The sequence below is a fragment of the Filomicrobium insigne genome (assembly GCF_900104305.1).
GTDB lineage: Bacteria > Pseudomonadota > Alphaproteobacteria > Rhizobiales > Hyphomicrobiaceae > Filomicrobium > Filomicrobium insigne.
This window is the reverse complement of sequence record NZ_FNJC01000003.1, coordinates 463,361-481,079: the sequence shown is the minus strand read 5'-3', so window position 1 is coordinate 481,079 and position 17,719 is coordinate 463,361. Positions and strand designations below refer to the sequence as shown.

Here is a 17,719-nt window from a genome sequence, read left to right as displayed (position 1 = left end):
ACACGAAATGGCTCGCGATACCAAAGGGATGAACAAGCGCACACGGTGGCCGCGTTGGCTGCTGGCCGCTGGCCTGATGGGTGCCGCCGTGACGGCAGGGGCAGCGCTGCCTGCGCTGGCCCAAGGTTTCACGTGGCCTTGGGAAGAAGAGCAACCGCGCCGGCCACCGCCGCGGCAAAGGCCGCAAGAGGCTCCAGTCTATCGTGACGATCCTGGTTACAATCAGGGCGGCCCTATGCAGGGTCAACCTCCACCGGGTGGTGGCTGGCAGCAGCAGTCGTCAATCTGCCTGGAGCTGGAGCAGCGTCTCGTCCAGGAATCCCAATCTGGCGGCAACGCGCGGCAACGCCTACCACAGCTCGAAGCGGAAATTCGCGATCTCAATCGACAGGTTCAATCGGCCGAGCGCAACCTCGATGCCGCGGACTGCTACGAGTACTTCATATTTTCTAAGTCGCTGCGCCGATCGAGTAAGTGTCTGGGCTTGGCGCGCAATGCTGACGATGCGCGGCGGCGTCTGGCACAACTGGAAGGCGAACGCCAGGACATCGCTTCGCGGTCCAACCAGTCCTATCAAGACGAGATTATCCGGGAACTTGCCCGCAACGGCTGTGGTGACAGCTATTCGCAGGAGGCGCGGCGCCGGGACCGTAAGCAGTTTTCGCCATTCTGGCAGGATGAAGAAAGCAGCGGCGGGTCAGGATATGCTAACTCGTACAAAGCGCTTCCATTCGCGACCTACCGGACGGTGTGTGTCAGGTTGTGCGATGGATACTATTTCCCCGTAAGCTTCTCGACCCTACCCAATCACTTCCAGCGCGATGCCGAAATTTGCCAGTCGAAGTGTGCTTCGCCAGCGACGCTTTACTATCACCAAAATCCAGGCGCTGGCGTCGAGCAGATGGTAGCGTACGGAAGCAACGAACCCTACACGCAGCTCAAGTCCGCATTCCGCTATCGCAAGGAATACATCAACGGCTGCAGCTGCAAAGAATCCGAATACATCCCACAGTCGCCCATGCCCGACGGCTCCGGCCGACAAATAGACGGCGCGGCACCCCAGCCGGACGGAGCCCCCGCTCGACGTGCTGAGGCGCCCTCACCCGCTGCGCCAGCCCAGTGAGTTTGATTTCCTCGTTTTGTGCCTGTCGGTCGACGAAAAGCTGCTTGTCGCAAAACTGATGCGTGTTCCGGTTACTTTTCCGGGATTTCGAGAGTTTTTTGCTAGTGAGACCCGGGTCGTGTTCACGTCCCTCCATGTGGTCCTTGTTTTTTGATTGGTCGCCTTGAGCCGGGCTTCAGGCTCCTTAGGAGCCCCTGGCGCGGGAGGTGAGCGATGCCCACGGAACTCGAGCCTGAAACGGAGGGCGGATTAGGCCGTACGTTGGATATCCGCCCCGTACGCGTCGATGCGCTTTCGGCTGTGCGCTACATTCACGCGTCGGCGCTGCGCAGTCAGGGCTCCGCATTTTACACGGCGGGGGAACTCGAAGCCTTTGAGAACCTTGTTCGGTCGGTTCGCTACGGTGAAACTGTGCTCAAGGACACCATGATCGGAGGCTGGATCGGCCCTGAACTTGTCGCAACAGCTGCCTGGGGCATCGTGGACGACAGCGGCCGTACCGTTCGCATATCTTCGGTTTATGTTCGGCCGTTCTTCACCGGTCTTGGTATCGGCCAGCGGATGGTCACGGCGGTGGAAGATCTTGCAGCACGGGCCGGCTACAGATCCTTCAGCGTCCGCTCTACGCTCAATGCCGTACCGTTCTTCGAACAGCTCGGTTACGCCGTGACATCACATGGTACGCGCGCGCTCGCCCCGGACATCGGGATCGCTGTCTCGTTCATGCGTAAGGATTTTCGCGGCCCTGGCGCGTCATCCGAATCAGAGCAAAAGGCCTAGCTCCAAGCCGCCTGTTATGCGGCCTGCCCCTGTAACCGGGCTAGTGCGCGTGGGCGGCCGATGAGGGGTAATAGCACCTTCAATTCGGGACCTGCTTCACGGCCGGTCAGTGCGAGGCGGAGTGGATGGAAGAGGGATTTGCCCTTGGCTCCGGTCGCCTCCTTGACTGCCTTGGTCCACTCTGACCACGTGTTTTCGCCCCACGGCTCAGGTGGCAGAAGCTCGGCCGCTCTCGTAGCGAAGGCAGCGTCCTCAATCACGGGAGTCACCGTGCCAGCAACAACCGACCACCATTCCTTGACGTCGTCGAACTTCTCCAGATTGCCACGCACTGCATTCCAAAAGGCTTCGTCTGTTTCAATTCGGAGTCCTTTCAACCGGTCAGCGACCATTGAGAAGGGCAACTCATGCAGCAGCTTGGCATTAAGCGTTGCAAGCTCTGCCGGATCGAAACGTGCCGGAGCGGTGGAGATTTTCGATGGCGAAAAGAGCTCTACGAGTTCTGCCACATCTGTGTGAGGCTCAACGGGATCAGATGTGCCGATCAAAGCGGCGTGGCTCACCACGGCCATGGGCTCCAGGCCATCTTCGCGGAGGCTTGCGATGGACAGCGCACCCAACCGCTTCGATAGGGCCTGCCCATCCGCGGCCACGAGAAGGCTATGGTGACCGAGCTGCGGCGGAGTGGCGCCGAGCGCATTAAACAACTCGATCTGAACGCCGCTGTTGGTCACATGGTCTTCGCCGCGAATGATGTGACTGATGCCAAGATCAATATCGTCGATCACGCTCGTAAAGGTATAGAGATAGGAACCGTCGGCGCGAATCATGACCGGATCGGAGAGTGAGCCGACATCGACGGTTTGTTCTCCGCGAATGACGTCGATCCAGTTGATGAGCGTTGGTAGCGGCGTCAGGCTGTCCGCACCTTCTGTGTTCGCGAGACGGAAGCGCCAATGCGCGACGCGGCCTTCGCTTTCCAACTTCTGGCGATCTTCATCGCTGAGCTTCAGGCCGGTGCGGTCGTAAATCGGCGGTAGCCCGCGCGCGAGTTGCCGGGCCCGCTTGCGGTCGAGTTCGTCAGCGGTCTCGTAGCATGGATATAATCGCCCAGCGGCCTTCAGCTGTTCAGCGACGGCATCGTAGCGTGCCGTACGGTCGGATTGCCGGACCTCTTCATCCCAGCTCAGACCGAGCCATCGCAGATCCTCGCGGATCGCAACGACGTATTCTTCCTTGGACCGCTGAAGGTCCGTGTCGTCAAAACGTAGCAGGAACCGACCGCCCTCTTTCCTGGCAAACAGCCAGTTCAAGATTGCGGTGCGGATGTTGCCGATATGAAGCCGGCCGGTGGGGCTCGGCGCGAAACGGACGGTGACGCTCATGTGAAAAATTCGAGGCTCTCGCTAGCGATTGGCGCGCGAACCTAACCGCTTTGGCGTCCGAATAGAAGCGCAGATGGACGCACCACGCGTACAGCCGTCGTCAGCGGCCGATAGCGTGGTCGAGAAAGGCGATCAGCCGGGCGATGTCACGGTTATCCGCGCTGGTGTAAGTAACCGGCCGCGAGTCTTGGGAAAATATGCTGATACGGAAGCGACGGCGGCTCGTAACACCGCAGAGTTCCGCGAGGCCGGCGATGACAAGCCCTGACAAGATCACAAACCCAGCAAGGAGGCATTCTAACCAACCGAAGCCAAGGATGCCGGCAAGCGTAACCACACCGGAAGCAAAAGCGAGCGCACCCGCAACCAGTGGCGCGCTGAAATCACGTTCCACGACCTCTTCCAGTCGATAGGAAACGATGCCTTCGAGGGGAATGCCATCCGGGCCGAAGCGCAGCACGTCGCCTTCGTCGGCGAGCCGTTCAGTACCCATACCGGGCTCAAGCCACCACATCGGCGGTGACCGATTAATCAGTACCGTATCGTTCATAATCCAATGCAGCCGATTGCTACTTACGACGCGCCACGGCGGCGGCATCCTAAGCTGCAGTCTCGCAGAATAAGGTTGGCAAGATCCTAACGACTGACCGCGCTTAGGTTGTATGGGTGAACGCTCTTACGCGGCAGTGTTGGCTTTGAGCCGCCTTTTGGTCGAGCTATTGTGGATCTCGATCCGGTTCCGGCCATTGAACTTTGCTCGGTACAAGGCCGCGTCGGCACGGCCCATGAAATCTTCCATGTTCGCCTCGCCGCGATACTGCGCGATGCCGAAGCTGCAGGTCAATTTGCCCACATCGTCGAATGTCACGTCGCTGATCAGATCGCGCAGGCTCTCCGCTAGATTTTGGGCCATGCTTTCATCAGCGCCTGGAAGCAAAATTGCGAATTCTTCGCCACCCCACCGCGCCAGGATATCCGTACCGCGGATACGGTCAGCAATCAGATCCGAAAGCTGAATGAGAACCTTGTCGCCGACGAGGTGCCCGTGACTATCATTGATGTTCTTGAAGTGATCGATGTCGTAGAGCACGAGCGACAACGGCGTGCCGTAGCGCTGTGACCGCATCATCTCTAAAGACAAGACTTCGTTGAAGCGCCGCCGATTGTTGAGCCCCGTGAGCGGGTCGGTAATTGCGCTAAGCTTTAACTCACTTGCCAGTTTTTGCAGCTCCAGCCGCTTCATCATCTGGATGCTGTCCTGAATCGACCAGCCTCGGCCCAGAGCATAAATCAATGTCGCGATCATCATGAACAGCGTGATGACAATGCCGAGCATGCGGCTCGCAAAGACTTCCTGCACTGGCCTGATAATTACCAACGACCAATCGCTCGCATAGATAAAGCGACGCTTCACATAAGCGCGTTCGCCATCAATCGACGCCCACCTTCCCTCTGACAAGGAGCGACTTAATAGCGGCTTATCCTGAAGGTCAGGAAATTCGTTCTGCAATTGTGCGCGTACTGCGTCGCGAACCGGCCACATCGTGCGATATCGCATCTCCGGCCTATTCGTGAGAACGACGACACCATTCGGATCAACCAGGTAGAAAGGGCGATCGTATCGCCTGAGGTCATCGATAAAATCGGAAAGGGGTTTTTCTAAAACGGCGACGCTGACGATTTGCCCCCATTCGCCGAAAATCGGGCTGCTGGCATAATAACTGGCGCTGCCGGTATCATTGTCGAAGATAATGCCCTGCGCCACCTGGCCCTTCATCGCCGCGTAGAAACAACGCGAAGAAGGAAAGTTGCGCGCGCTTGTTAGGGCTGCTTGCTCACGACCTGATGTTGCCAGAATACGTCCAGCGGGATTGATGATGTAGCCGAGCTTAGCCCCGGTCGCCTCCACCGCCAAGTTCAGTATACGCTTTTCATTTCCGGAGATGCCGACAACTGCCTTCTGCACGTCCGGCGCGCCAGCCACAACCTGCACCATTCCGATGACACTCGCGGCGTCGCCGTTAAAGCGGCTCGCAATGAGATCAAGTTCGCCACTTGTCTCAGCTTCGGTGTTCTTTTTATAGACAGATCCCAAGTATTCCGTGAGCGCCCAACCGGACAACAAGACGATTGTCAAAGCTGCGAGCGTTCCAACAATTTGCCTCTGGAAGTGCGTCGTATAGCGCCCAGTCGAGAGATCCTCGATCAGTCTCTCCCCCCATAATCCCCAGATGGACAGTGCGATACTATACGCGACAGCTCCGCGAATGAGCTGAACGGGAACCCCCGTCATATCTGCGAACCAATCTTCGTTCACGACAGACGCAGGCCACACAGGCGCAACGGGCACGACCAGTCCTGCTACAACCGCGTAGGTCAAGAAGCCAGCTGCCGCCGCATATCCGCAAACTTTTTGTCCTCCAGTCACTTTATTTGCGTTCCAAGCAAATGCGAGAGCAGCCAACGCTGCACCTGGAATTGCCAGAGTGTACCGCGCGAACACAATTGCCATACCCGTGCCCTCTGAGAGCCAAGCGGCAACTACGATCATTGCTACTGGAACGTAGATCCAAGGACCCGGCACCTTGGCACCGAGCCGCTGCCCTTCAAGGCGAGCAAACTCAAGCAGAAGAGCATAGGAGATAGCGAGAAGCGCCACACGTGCGCTGGTAAAGATCTCATGATCAAATATTGTGAAAGCGATCAGATCAAGCCATTCAACAACGCCATGAGTAAAGCCGAACGCAGCTAAAAACAGCCAAGGCCCACCCCGGTGCCCACGCGCAATGGTAACGCTGACGGCGCCCAACAGCAGGAAAGCCAGCCCATAAAAGAAATAAATTGAAATCGAGCTGTGAGCTCATAAACGCGGCCATGAACCCTCTGTGGCAAAGGGAAAATATCTTCTGCGCAGAGTGCCGGCTGCGCTGATTTTCCGGTAACGTGCCTGAGGCTGAGTGATCGCGCTAAATGGTTACTTCGGCAACAACATATATAGTATTGCTATAAAATCCGCTTAACAAAGTACTTATCTCAAGAACCGCATTTTATTATTTTTAAGTTTTAGACATTCACCAAAACCGATTTCCATATTCGATACGGATTTATAAACGGACGGTCTCAAAGAGCTCAGTGCTCGCGGAAACGGTTGGTGATCGGGTAGCGACGGTCACGCCCAAAATTGCGCGAAGAAATCTTGACGCCTGGCGCCGCTTGCCGTCGTTTGTACTCGGAAATATAGAGGAGGTTCTCGACGCGTGTAACGGTATCGTGATCAAAGCCCTGCGCCACGATTTCGCTAATGGGCAACTCCTCCTCAACCAGACCTTGCAATATGGCATCAAGAACATCGTAAGGCGGCAGACTATCCTGATCAGTCTGGTTCTCACGTAGTTCGGCGCTCGGAGCTTTCGTCAAAATGTGCTCAGGAATCACGATGCCGCCCGGCCCTCTCCCACTTTTGGGCGTGTGAGAGTTGCGCCACCGCGCCAAGCGATAAACGTCCGTCTTGTAGAGGTCCTTTATGGGATTGAAGCCACCATTCATGTCGCCATAAAGCGTCGCGTAACCAACCGACATCTCGGATTTATTGCCGGTGGTTAAAACCATGCTGCCAAGCTTATTGGAAATCGCCATGAGAAGCGTGCCACGGACACGACTTTGAATATTTTCTTCCGTGATGTCCGGCGTACGGCCTGCAAATAATGGAGCCAGAGAGGCATTCATCGCCTCCACGGGTTCAACAACCGGCACAATGTCGTAACGTACCTCCAGGGCTGAAGCGCAGGCTTTGGCGTCTTCGAGGCTTGCCTTCGACGTATATCGATAAGGCAACATCACGCAGTGAACACGATCAGCGCCTAGCGCATCGACCGCAAGTGCCGCCACGAGTGCTGAATCAATGCCACCGGACATGCCCAGGACGACACCAGGGAACCGGTTTTTGTCCACGTAGTCGCGAAGGCCAAGCATGCAGGCCTGATAGGCTGCCGCATCTCTTTCGCTGAGGGTTGCAAATTCGCCCTTTGCGCAGACCCAACCGTCTTCGGTTTTCGACCATTCGGTCAGAGTGAGACTTTCTTCCCAACCCGGCAGTTGCGCCGCGAGGCTGTGGTCGGCGTTGATCACGAAGGAGGCGCCATCGAATACCAATTCGTCCTGGCCGCCCACCTGATTAAGATAAACCAGCGGAAGCTCGGTCTCCACCACCCTGGCCAAGACGACGTTTGTCCGCGCGTCGGGCTTATTCCAGTCGAACGGAGAACCATTGGGAACAATCAGTATTTCTGCGCCGCACTCTGAGAGACATTCCACAACGTCTTCGCGCCAAATGTCCTCACAGATCGGAACGCCGAGCCGCACTCCGCGGAAATTGATGGGGCCCGGCATGGGGCCCGGCTCAAACACGCGCTTTTCGTCAAAGACGCCGTAATTGGGAAGATCCACCTTGTAGCGAACGGCTACTACTTCACCGGCATCGATGAGTACGGCAGCATTGTAGACCTTGTCCCCGTCCGGCCATACCGTTCCCAGAAGGACGGCGGGACCATCTCCTAAGGACTTCGCCAGCGCTTCGACTGTCGAACGGCAAGCGGTCTGGAAGGATGGCCGGAGAACCAGATCTTCTGGTGGATATCCAGATATGAAGAGTTCTGGAAATACGACGAGATCCGCCTCCATAGCGGCGGCTTTCTCACGCGCCTCACGAACGCGCGCAACGTTGCCGGCAATGTCTCCGACGGTCGGGTTGAGCTGGGCGAGTGCGATCTTCATCGGAGAACCAGTTCATCACGCGATGTCGAAACAAGAAGCGGACCGCGTATCCAAACATGCGGCGCCATCTCAATGATGACGCCGCTTTTTCATGCGCACGAAGTCATGCACGATTTTAGGCGCTGGCCGCGACGGGCACAGGCCCGCTCGCCCTCTTGCGGCGCATGCGCTCCGCGATGAGGAACGCCAGTTCCAACGATTGGTCCGCATTTAAACGCGGATCGCAATGCGTGTGATAGCGATCCGAGAGATCGGCCTCCGAGATCGCTGACGCACCGCCAGTGCACTCGGTGACATTCTGGCCGGTCATTTCGACATGGATGCCGCCCGCATGGGTGCCTTCACTGTCGTGTACTGCGAAGAATGCCTCGACCTCACGCAGGATGCGATCGAAGGGCCGCGTCTTATACCCACCGGCGGCGCCAATCGTGTTTCCGTGCATGGGATCGCATGACCAGACGACGACACGCCCTTCACGCTCGATCGCCCGGATGAGCTTGGGCAGATTAGCCTCGACCTTATCTGCTCCAAAACGGCAGATAAGCGTCATGCGACCCGGCTCATTTTTCGGATCCAGGACATCAAGAAGCTTGAGCAAGCCATCCGGCTCCATTGAGGGGCCGCACTTGAGACCAATCGGGTTCTTCACCCCGCGCGCGTATTCAACATGCGCATGATCTGGCTGACGCGTCCGGTCGCCAATCCAAATCATATGACCGGACGTCGCGTACCAATCGCCGCTTGTTGAATCGAGCCGTGTCAGACCCTGCTCGTAGCCTAGAAGCAAAGCCTCGTGGCTCGTGTAGAAGTTGGTCGTATGGAGCTGCGAAGTGTTGCTCGAATTGATGCCGCACGCACGCATGAAGGTCAGGCAATCGGAGATGCGATCGGCCATTTCCTGGTAGCGGTGGCCCTGCGGCGAATCCTTCACAAAGCCCATGTTCCACTGATGCACGCGCTCAAGGTCGGCGTAGCCGCCCTGTGCGAAGGCGCGGATCAGGTTAAGGGTCGCAGCTGCTTGCCGATAGGCCATAAGTTGACGGCGCGGATCCGGGATACGGGCTTCCGGCGTGAACTCCATGCCGTTGATGATGTCACCGCGATAGCTGGGCAGTTCCTCGCCGTCGCGCTTCTCGACGGGAGAAGATCGTGGCTTGGCAAATTGCCCTGCCAGACGGCCGACCTTCACCACCGGAATAGCTCCGGCATAGGTCAGCACGATCGCCATTTGCAGGAAGACCCTGAAAAAATCGCGAATGTTGTCGGCGCCATGCTCGGCAAAGCTCTCAGCACAATCGCCGCCCTGCAACAGGAAGCCGCGCCCAGCGGCTACTTCCGCCAGATTTTTTTTGAGCTCACGCGCTTCGCCCGCGAACACGAGCGGCGGGAACGTCGCAATCTGAGCTTCGACGTCTTTTAACGCTTCGGCGTCGGGGTAATCCGGCACCTGCTGGATTGGCTTCGCCCTCCAGCTATCGGGAGTCCATGTCGGTGCCATGGTGGTGTGCTCCTTCGTCATTAGCAACGCGGAAACCAGTCGGCGCGGCTAAAGCCCGCTCCGTCCGGCTTTGTCATCCGGCAACTGCCCTATCGTGTGATTGCCATCTGCATATGGCTTATAGGTAATTTGCCCGGCCGTGACCAGTCGGCAACATGTAGGTCGCCTTACTTCTGGAAACCAGTCTATCAGGGCCGCTTAAGCATCTCGACCTCAATCGTGATGCGTATTTCGTCCGAGACCAGAGGAATAGTACGCGAAATTCCCCATTCAGAGCGCAAAATTTGCGTTCTTGCCGAGAAGCCTGCGGCCTGGACATCCTTGTAAACGGGATTGACGTTCGCCAGCGGGTGTTCGCCCAGAAAGTTCCAAACAGCGCTCAGGGTCACCGGCTTCGTAATGCCGTTAATCGTCAAATCGCCTTCGATGTTCGCGCTCTTGGCGCTGGTCATCGCGACGCTGCGGCTGCGAAATGTGATATTTGGGTACTTGTTGACGTCGAAGAAGTCCGTGGTTTCTTTCAAATGCTTGTCGAGCGCGGGCACCCCGGTGGAGATGCTGGCCACCTTAATGGTTATATCGACACTGCTTTGCTCCGGCCGGTCGGGCGAGAACTCTACGCGACCAATCACGTCGTTGAAATTGGCGGATTGCCGAGAGATCCCCAAATGATCCCACGACGCCCGCACCTCAGTGTGATCGCGGTCGAGGACAAACGTCTCAGCCCTTGACTGCGTGACCGTGATCTGGAGCAAACTGGCTGCTGCTAGAAGCGCTAGAGCCAGATTTCGCAAACGCCCAACCATGCTTCGTCCTCGATTGCAGATCCTCTTGAAACCGGTTCCCGCTGTGGCTGTTGCCCCCGGCTGCCCACCTGTAACAGCTCGATCCTCATGGTGGAACATATCACATGCGCGCAGGCGCTATGCTGTGCCCTTTGAGGGTGTCTCCCCGAGCCGCGCTTTGGTTTCGGCCGCCCATTCGTCGAAACGACCCTCGCTGATCGCGTCGCGCATAGCTTGCATCAGCTCCTGATAGAACCAGGTGTTGGCCCATGAAATCAGCATCGCCCCGAGGTATTCGCCAGATTTGACCAAATGGTGGAGGTAAGCGCGAGAATAGTCGCGCGCTGCCGGGCAGCTGCTTTCAGGATCGAGTGGGGACGTGTCCTCAGCATGGCGGGCGTTGCGCAGATTGACACGACCGTTCCAGGTGAAGGCCAGCCCATGGCGACCATTGCGGGTCGGCATCACGCAATCGAACATATCGACACCACGGGCAACCGCCTCAATCAGGTCGAGCGGCGTGCCTACGCCCATCAAGTACCGTGGCTTTGCCTTGGGAAGGAACGGTAGCGTTGCCTCCAAAGTGCTCAACATGAGTTTATGACCTTCCCCAACAGCAAGGCCGCCAATGGCGTATCCCGGGAAATCCATGTCGACTAAAGCCTCAGCGGAAACCCGCCTCAGAGCCGCATCGGTGCCGCCCTGGACGATCGCAAACAAGGCCTGACCGTCACCGGCTAAACCGTTGTCTCGTGCCTCTTCGAATGCGGACTTCGATCGCTCCGCCCAGCGCAAGGACAGCTGCATCGCGCGCTCAACCTCGGACCGTTCGGCGGGAAGTTCGATACATTCGTCGAACTGCATCTGGATGTCTGAGCCAAGCAGGCACTGGATCTCGATTGAGCGTTCAGGGCTAAGCATGTGGCGAGCCCCATCGATATGGGACGAGAATTCCGCCCCGGCCTCCGTGATTTTTCGGATCGTCGCTAGGCTCATCACCTGGAAACCGCCTGAGTCAGTCAGGATCGGGCCTTCCCAGCGCATAAAGCTATGCAAGCCGCCGAGGCGGTGGATCCGCTCGGCGCCAGGACGCAGCATCAGGTGGTATGTGTTGCCGAGAATGATATCGGCGCCGGCAGCCTTGACCTGATCAGTGTAAAGCGCCTTCACGGTGGCGGTCGTCCCGACAGGCATGAATGCAGGTGTACGAATGACGCCGCGCGGCGTCAGGATCTCGCCACGTCTCGCAGCACCGCTTTGGGCCAAGAGGCGGAATTCAAATTTCGAAGTCGTATGTTGCATATCGCCGTTTCTTGCTCGAATACCGCCTGCCGCTTTTTACTTACTCTGCGCGGAACAACAGAGATGCATCCCCATAAGAGTAAAAGCGATAGCGCTCGGCCACCGCATGGGCATAGGCTTTTGTCATTGTGTCCGTCCCTGCGAGAGCACAGACCAGCATGAACAGGGTCGACTTTGGCAGGTGAAAGTTCGTTAAAAGAATATCGACGGCCTTGAAACGGTAGCCGGGTGTGATGAAGATGTCAGTGTCTCCGGAAAACGTCTGGATGATGCCGTGATCGTCTGCCGCGCTCTCCAAGAGGCGCAAGGCCGTCGTGCCGACCGCAACAATCCGGCCTCCGTTGCTTTTCACAGCATTAAGCGCCGCAGCGACCTCGGAGGACACCTCTCCCCATTCGGCATGCATGCGGTGGTCTTCGGTGTTCTCAACCTTTACCGGCAGGAACGTGCCCGCACCCACGTGAAGCGTGACGAATTGGGAGCACATGCCCTTATCGTAGAGGGCGGACAGAAGCTCTTGCGTGAAATGCAAACCGGCCGTGGGGGCGGCCACAGCACCCTCTCGGGTTGCATAGATCGTTTGGTAGTTCACGCGATCAGTATCATCCGCCGCGCGGCGGGCCGCGATATAAGGCGGAAGCGGCATCTGCCCAACCAGGGCGATGGCTGAATCCAAATCCGGCCCAGCCTGGTCGAAAGCAAGCGTTACTTCCCCCCCTTCGCCCTTAGCCTTCACCGTTGCCTCCAAAGGTGTGGCATCGGTTTCTCCCGCGGACTTCACGAAGCGGATGCGGTCCCCGTCCGCCAAACGCTTCGCTGGACGTGCGAATGCCCGCCAGTGCCGTTCGTCAACACGGGCATGGAGGTTGAAGTGCACTTCTGATACTTGATCCCCACGTATACGCTGACCGAGCAACGCTGCAGGAACGACACGAGTATCGTTAAAGACGAGGCAGTCTCCCGGCCGCAGAAGACTGGGCAGGTCGCAGAACATACGGTCGGCGGGCGGCTCGCCCGGCTTCACAACCAACAGCCGGGACGCGTCGCGCGGCGACAGCGGTCGGAGGGCTATGAGGTCTTCGGGTAGCTCGAAATCGAAGAGGTCAGTGCGCATGGGGCAACCCTCTGGCGATCCTGACCGGCTTCGTCAACAGGTATGATGCCGCGTAGCTTCAGCCCGCCGGGCGCGCTATGCGCCTGATTTTTTTGAAATGTACAACCACACGCCCGCCCGAACGATGCTATAGGGGCGGGCTAATTCGAATTGCTGAACAGAGCCTATGGACGACAAGACCGCCACCGATGAGCTTAAACCCGCCGCAGATGCGCCAGCCCAGGGCAAGCCTGGGAAGCTGGCGCACGAGATTTCGCGGCGGCGCACCTTCGCGATCATCGCGCACCCTGACGCCGGTAAAACAACGCTGACCGAAAAGTTGCTGTTGTTCGGCGGCGCCATTCAGCTTGCGGGGCAGGTTAAGGCGAAGAAGGACAAACGCAACACGCGGTCCGATTGGATGGCGATCGAGCGTTCGCGCGGCATCTCGGTCGTGACTTCGGTGATGACGTTCGAATATCAGGATACCGTCTTCAATCTGCTCGACACACCCGGCCACGAGGACTTCTCCGACCATACGTATCGCACTCTGACGGCCGTTGACTCAGCGATCATGGTGATCGACGCGGCACGCGGTATCGAATCTCGGACGTTGAAGCTATTCGAGATCTGCCGACTCCGTGACATCCCCATCATCACCTTCATCAACAAACTGGACCGCGAAGCGCAGGAGCCGCTCGAACTGCTCGATGAGATCGAGAAGACGCTGGCGCTCGATACCGCGCCGATGGTCTGGCCGATTGGCAAAGGCCGCCGCTTCCGTGGCACCTATGACCTCGCGACACCTCGTATTCGCTACATCGATCAGGACCCGGCGGGACAGCCCGTGTCCGGCCCGGACGATCCGATTATCGATACGCTAATGGAGCCGGAGGAAGTTGGTCCCTGGCGCGAAGAAGTGTCCCTCGTGCAAGACGCCTGCGGCAGCTTCGATCTCAAGGCGTTCCGCGAGGGGACGTTGACGCCGGTATACTTCGGCAGCGCCCTGCGCAATTTCGGCGTCCGCGATCTCCTTGACGCGTTGGTGTCCTACGCCCCGCCGCCGCGCAATCAGAAGGCCGCAACGCGAACCGTTGAAGCTGCCGAGGACCGGATGACCGGGATCATTTTCAAGATCCAGGCGAACATGGACCCGAACCACCGGGACCGCATGGCGTTCATGCGGGTTTGCTCGGGGCGGCTCACGCGCGGCATGAAGGTCAAGCTGGTTCGCACCGGCAAGACGATGGCACTCAGCGCGCCGCAGTTTTTCTTCGCTCAAGACCGATCGCTAGCGGAGGAAGCCTACGCGGGCGATGTCGTCGGCGTGCCCAACCGCGGTGTGCTGCGGATCGGGGACGCGTTGACGGAAGGCGAAGACATCACCTTCCTCGGCATCCCCAGCTTTGCCCCGGAAATCCTGCGCCGTATTCACCTCAATGACGCGATCCGTGCGAAGAAGCTCAAAGACGCGTTGCGGGAGATGGCGGAAGAAGGTGTCGTCCAGCTCTTCAACCCGGTGGATGGCTCGCAGCCCGTCGTCGGCGTGATCGGGGCTCTGCAGCTGGACGTTCTTGGTGACCGTTTGACGGAAGAGTACGGCCTCCCGATCGCGTTTGAGGCTGCGCCTTGCGACACGGTCCGCTGGTTTTCGTCGGACGATGCCGCCGCACTCAAGAAATTCCTCGAACGCTATCGGTCCACGATCGCGCAGGATCTGGACGGCGACTACGTTTATTTAGCGCCGTCCATTTATAACCTGTCGTCCACGCAGGAGCGTCATCCCGAGATCAAATTCGCGAACGTGAAATCGGTCAACGTGGGCTAACTCGCGGCACCGTAACGCTGCTGCAACGAGTGTGTTAGTCCTGTGGTTCGCAGAATGTAATCCGGTTGCTGAAGGGGTCTGTAACCGTGAGTTCCCGGCCCCATGGCTGGGTCTCGATGGCGGGCTTCATATACCGGTAGTCCTTGGCATTGAGTTCAGCATGCAGGGCCTCGATGCCGGATATATTGACGAAGGCCCGTGCGCCGGGGCTGGCGTCACCGGCATGTTCGCTCAAGTGAAGCGTCAAGCCGCTGCGAGAGACCTGCGCATAGAGCGGAAAATTGTTTCCGAAGCGATGTTCCCAATCGGCGGTGAAGCCGAGAAAGTCCCTGTAGAACTCGAAGGCTTTTTCGACGGAGAATATTCGGAAAATTGGAATGGCAGACCGGATCGCTACCGCTTCGCCTCGTCCGCCGTCATTCTTCTCGGCCTCTATCTTCGCAGCCAGAATATTCCAGTTCGCGAGGCCAAATTGGCGGGCGACGATCTCCAGGGCTGTGCTGTGTGAAATTTCCAGGTCCCGGGTGGCAACCTCTTCGCGCAGAGCCTTCGCCATTACCTTGGCGTCTTGAAACGTACGCACGTCATTATCCTTCCGTTTGCGACGAACAGGACTTGTCAGTGCCCGCATTGCTGACCCGTTCGCCATCAAACGCCTTCCGGCAGGGATATGACGGTGGTCTCGTGGACGCATTCACCTTGAGCGCGTGAAGCGCCGCGGGCGGCCGGCTGCGTCTGGCCGACCGCGAGGATAGCCGAGTGTTCTCCCAGCGATCAAGCTGCGCGCCCCCTTGGCTCTCAGCGGCAAGGGCGGGCTCTGTTGTGCGAACCCACCCTTACCCTAGGTTCAGTTCAGCTTGATGCTACCGAATACCCGCACGCTTGCGCCTGGAAGTAGAACATTTTCGCGACGCTTGAAGGAAGCGTGGTTGAGCACCTCATCGTCGGCAAGGTTCTCGCCTTTCACACCGATCGTCACTGTTTTGCCAAAGCCGCTATTCACGTCGAGTTCCGCCGTGTAGCTCAGTTCGGCGGACACTAACGTGTAGCCCGGTGTTGCTATTTCTCCGTCTGCAAACTGGTTCTGGTCGAAGGCGTGCAGAACACCGGCGCGCGCGAACCAATTTGCATCCTGATAGTAGAGGCCACCACCGAGGCGGTGCGGAGGGATGCGCGGAACGTTTTCGCCATTGGAGAAACGCGCCCGAACGAAGTCATACTGCCCATCGATACCCCACACGCCGTTCCAGATGGGCGCAACATCGTATTGGCCGGCAATTTCCGCACCAGTGAATGTCGCATCCCGCTGCTCAAAGAACATCAGGTCAAAAGCGTGGTCATGACCATGACCGCCGCCATGCCCTGCAGGATCGCAGTGGAAGTGTCCGGCGTGCGGCTCGGGATCACATTCGAGCCCCGTGTCCTGCCGGTAGATGAAGCCGTTGTAGCGGGTGTGATAGACGGAGGCGTCGAACCGAAGGGCACCCGTCGCCTTCTTCAACCCAGCTTCGATTGTTGTCGCCTTTTCGACGTCAAGGAAGGGGTTGCCGACTTCGAAGGTTCCCGTCGCTTCGTGCATGCCTTTGGAGAACAGTTCTGCAGCATCCGGGGCACGTTCGACATATTGCCCCGTGAGGCGTGCGACCGTCGCGAAGGGAAGTTCGTAGAGTATGCCCAGTGCGCCACTTACGGGCGTGAAGCTGCGCTCTCCCGCGAAGGTGTGGGTATGGTACCCATGCCCCTCTTCCTCGAATTCTTCCCAGCCCGTGCCATCGACCTTCGTACCTTCAATGCGCGCGGCGGCCTGCAACCGAAGGCGGTTCGTGACGTCGAACTCCTCAAACCAGAACGCGGCAAGACTTTTGGTGTGAGCGGGTTCAAGGAGGGATTCCCCTTCGAAGCTTTGACCACGCGTTTTTCGGTTGCCCCAATGCACGCCGATGGCACCGCTCATCCGTCCCAGCACGGTGCCGACGGGCACATGCTGAATTTCGACGCGAGCCTCCTGCTCCTTATTGGTGAAGAGTGAGCCGACCTCGTACTCGGACTCATGATCGGGATCGTGGATGGCCAATTCTTCGTGCGCGTAATCCGACGCACCGAACCAAAACCGAATGGCCTCGATCGCGCTGTCGCGCACGCGCCATTCTCCCTTGGCCTGAAATCTATCCTGGGTGAGATCGATACGCGGGTTGACGCCTTCTTCTGCTTCCTCTCCGGGAATGCCATAAAAGCTATTAATCCGCGCGAAGGATACGCCGACGAAACCATCTGACCAGACGTAAGATGTGCCAGCTGCGAGCCCCTCGCTATCGACGAAAGTGTTAGCCTGACGACCGTTGGGCGTGTCGTAGTCATCGGTTTTACGCTTGAAGCCATCGGCATGGATGACAATACCGTTGGCACCAGCTGTGGCCTTGAACGCGCCATCGCGTCCTTCGTCGACGGACGTCAGACCGCCCCGGATCTCGCCACTGAACCCATTGCGCGGCATGAAGGTGGGGATGCGTTCGTTTTCTACTGAGACAACGCCGCCGATAGCTTGGCTTCCATAGCGCAGAGTCGCCGGGCCACGCACGACTTCGACGCGGTCCGCCGCGAACGGATCGATGGGGACCGCGTGGTCCTCCGATATGGCGGCGACGTCATGCGCGCCGATACCATTTTCCTGCACCCGGACGCGATAGCTGTCGAGGCCGCGAATGATGGGGCGGCTGGCACCGGCAGCAAAGTTGGTGGCGCTTATGCCGGGCTTGGTCTGCAGCGTATCGGCGATGGTTGCGCCTTGCTGGGCGATAATCTCGCGCTCGGTAGCTACGGTCACTGGAACAAATGCGTCTTCGACAACGACCAATGTTCCCGGAGTCGTAACAAAAGGCTGTGGGGTGGCAGGCACTGGAGGTGCTGCTCCCGGTGAGCTTAATGACGATTGTGTAGATGTGGGCTTCTTCGGATTTTTCTTTACCGGACTTGGCGTCGTGACAACGACGGCTGGGAGTTCAACGACATCACCTGTCGGTGCTTCCTGAGCTTGGGATGAGGAAATGGACGTAGAAGATAACAACGCTGCAGCCGCCGTCAGAACACGGCATGGCTTTAGGGTCGGCGCGCGTTTCATGGAACTGCCCCCTGATACATGGCACTCGAATTTT

Annotated in this window: 13 protein-coding genes; 3 read left to right on the top strand and 10 right to left on the bottom strand. The window is 58.3% G+C overall.

Annotation, left to right across the window (positions count from 1 at the left end; genetic code table 11):
- Positions 1–28: 28 nt before the first annotated feature.
- Together BLS30_RS12405 and BLS30_RS12400 are read left to right on the top strand one after the other, a co-directional pair.
- Positions 29–1,123 carry a DUF2865 domain-containing protein gene (locus BLS30_RS12405; RefSeq protein WP_160298712.1) on the top strand — a complete coding sequence of 365 codons (1,095 nt, stop codon included), beginning with the start codon at positions 29–31 and terminating at the stop codon, positions 1,121–1,123.
- A 213-nt stretch (positions 1,124–1,336) separates the two neighbouring features.
- Positions 1,337–1,903, top strand: coding sequence for a GNAT family N-acetyltransferase (locus BLS30_RS12400; protein WP_052743927.1), 567 nt, complete (start codon positions 1,337–1,339; stop codon positions 1,901–1,903).
- A gap of 14 nt (positions 1,904–1,917) precedes the next feature.
- Here the strand turns inward: BLS30_RS12400 and gltX are convergent, their stop codons facing one another.
- From gltX to queA, 8 genes are all read right to left on the bottom strand, one after another.
- Positions 1,918–3,288 (bottom strand): glutamate--tRNA ligase, encoded by a 1,371-nt coding sequence (gene gltX / locus BLS30_RS12395; protein WP_090229123.1) that lies wholly within the window; start codon positions 3,286–3,288, stop codon positions 1,918–1,920.
- 100 nt (positions 3,289–3,388) lie between these two features.
- Positions 3,389–3,838 (bottom strand): hypothetical protein, encoded by a 450-nt coding sequence (locus BLS30_RS12390; protein WP_139165343.1) that lies wholly within the window; start codon positions 3,836–3,838, stop codon positions 3,389–3,391.
- A gap of 126 nt (positions 3,839–3,964) precedes the next feature.
- Positions 3,965–6,097: a sensor domain-containing diguanylate cyclase gene (locus tag BLS30_RS18320; RefSeq protein ID WP_244512426.1), complete on the bottom strand. Its 2,133-nt coding sequence runs from the start codon at positions 6,095–6,097 to the stop codon at positions 3,965–3,967.
- 320 nt (positions 6,098–6,417) lie between these two features.
- Positions 6,418–8,061, bottom strand: a complete 1,644-nt coding sequence (locus BLS30_RS12380; protein ID WP_090229117.1) for an NAD+ synthase — start codon at positions 8,059–8,061, stop codon at positions 6,418–6,420.
- A gap of 115 nt (positions 8,062–8,176) precedes the next feature.
- Complete coding sequence (locus BLS30_RS12375) at positions 8,177–9,559, bottom strand: class II 3-deoxy-7-phosphoheptulonate synthase (RefSeq protein WP_046478870.1); 1,383 nt, start codon at positions 9,557–9,559, stop codon at positions 8,177–8,179.
- Positions 9,560–9,747: 188 nt separating this feature from the next.
- Positions 9,748–10,365, bottom strand: a complete 618-nt coding sequence (locus tag BLS30_RS12370; protein ID WP_046478871.1) for a YceI family protein — start codon at positions 10,363–10,365, stop codon at positions 9,748–9,750.
- 117 nt (positions 10,366–10,482) lie between these two features.
- Positions 10,483–11,646 (bottom strand): tRNA guanosine(34) transglycosylase Tgt, encoded by a 1,164-nt coding sequence (tgt, locus tag BLS30_RS12365; protein WP_090229115.1) that lies wholly within the window; start codon positions 11,644–11,646, stop codon positions 10,483–10,485.
- A 40-nt stretch (positions 11,647–11,686) separates the two neighbouring features.
- Positions 11,687–12,760 (bottom strand): tRNA preQ1(34) S-adenosylmethionine ribosyltransferase-isomerase QueA, encoded by a 1,074-nt coding sequence (gene queA, locus BLS30_RS12360; protein WP_090229112.1) that lies wholly within the window; start codon positions 12,758–12,760, stop codon positions 11,687–11,689.
- A 166-nt stretch (positions 12,761–12,926) separates the two neighbouring features.
- Between queA and BLS30_RS12355 the strand changes: the two genes are divergently transcribed.
- Entirely contained in the window at positions 12,927–14,567 is a 1,641-nt protein-coding gene (locus BLS30_RS12355) for a peptide chain release factor 3 (protein ID WP_082101133.1), read from the top strand.
- Positions 14,568–14,601: 34 nt separating this feature from the next.
- Here the strand turns inward: BLS30_RS12355 and BLS30_RS12350 are convergent, their stop codons facing one another.
- Positions 14,602–15,150, bottom strand: coding sequence for a glyoxalase superfamily protein (locus tag BLS30_RS12350; protein WP_046480563.1), 549 nt, complete (start codon positions 15,148–15,150; stop codon positions 14,602–14,604).
- A gap of 264 nt (positions 15,151–15,414) precedes the next feature.
- Positions 15,415–17,685, bottom strand: coding sequence for a TonB-dependent receptor (locus tag BLS30_RS12345; protein WP_090229111.1), 2,271 nt, complete (start codon positions 17,683–17,685; stop codon positions 15,415–15,417).
- Between the last annotated feature and the right edge of the window lie 34 nt (positions 17,686–17,719).

Bases quoted from the DNA above. Each gene is read 5' to 3' on its own strand.
- tgt (WP_090229115.1), bottom strand. From the start codon at position 11,646: ATGCAACATACGACTTCGAAATTTGAATTCCGCCTCTTGGCCCAAAGC.
- BLS30_RS12405 (WP_160298712.1), top strand. From the start codon at position 29: ATGAACAAGCGCACACGGTGGCCGCGTTGGCTGCTGGCCGCTGGCCTG.
- BLS30_RS12370 (WP_046478871.1), bottom strand. From the start codon at position 10,365: ATGGTTGGGCGTTTGCGAAATCTGGCTCTAGCGCTTCTAGCAGCAGCC.
- BLS30_RS12345 (WP_090229111.1), bottom strand. From the start codon at position 17,685: ATGAAACGCGCGCCGACCCTAAAGCCATGCCGTGTTCTGACGGCGGCT.
- queA (WP_090229112.1), bottom strand. From the start codon at position 12,760: ATGCGCACTGACCTCTTCGATTTCGAGCTACCCGAAGACCTCATAGCC.
- BLS30_RS12390 (WP_139165343.1), bottom strand. From the start codon at position 3,838: ATGAACGATACGGTACTGATTAATCGGTCACCGCCGATGTGGTGGCTT.
- BLS30_RS12400 (WP_052743927.1), top strand. From the start codon at position 1,337: ATGCCCACGGAACTCGAGCCTGAAACGGAGGGCGGATTAGGCCGTACG.
- BLS30_RS12380 (WP_090229117.1), bottom strand. From the start codon at position 8,061: ATGAAGATCGCACTCGCCCAGCTCAACCCGACCGTCGGAGACATTGCC.
- BLS30_RS12375 (WP_046478870.1), bottom strand. From the start codon at position 9,559: ATGGCACCGACATGGACTCCCGATAGCTGGAGGGCGAAGCCAATCCAG.
- BLS30_RS12355 (WP_082101133.1), top strand. From the start codon at position 12,927: ATGGACGACAAGACCGCCACCGATGAGCTTAAACCCGCCGCAGATGCG.
- gltX (WP_090229123.1), bottom strand. From the start codon at position 3,288: ATGAGCGTCACCGTCCGTTTCGCGCCGAGCCCCACCGGCCGGCTTCAT.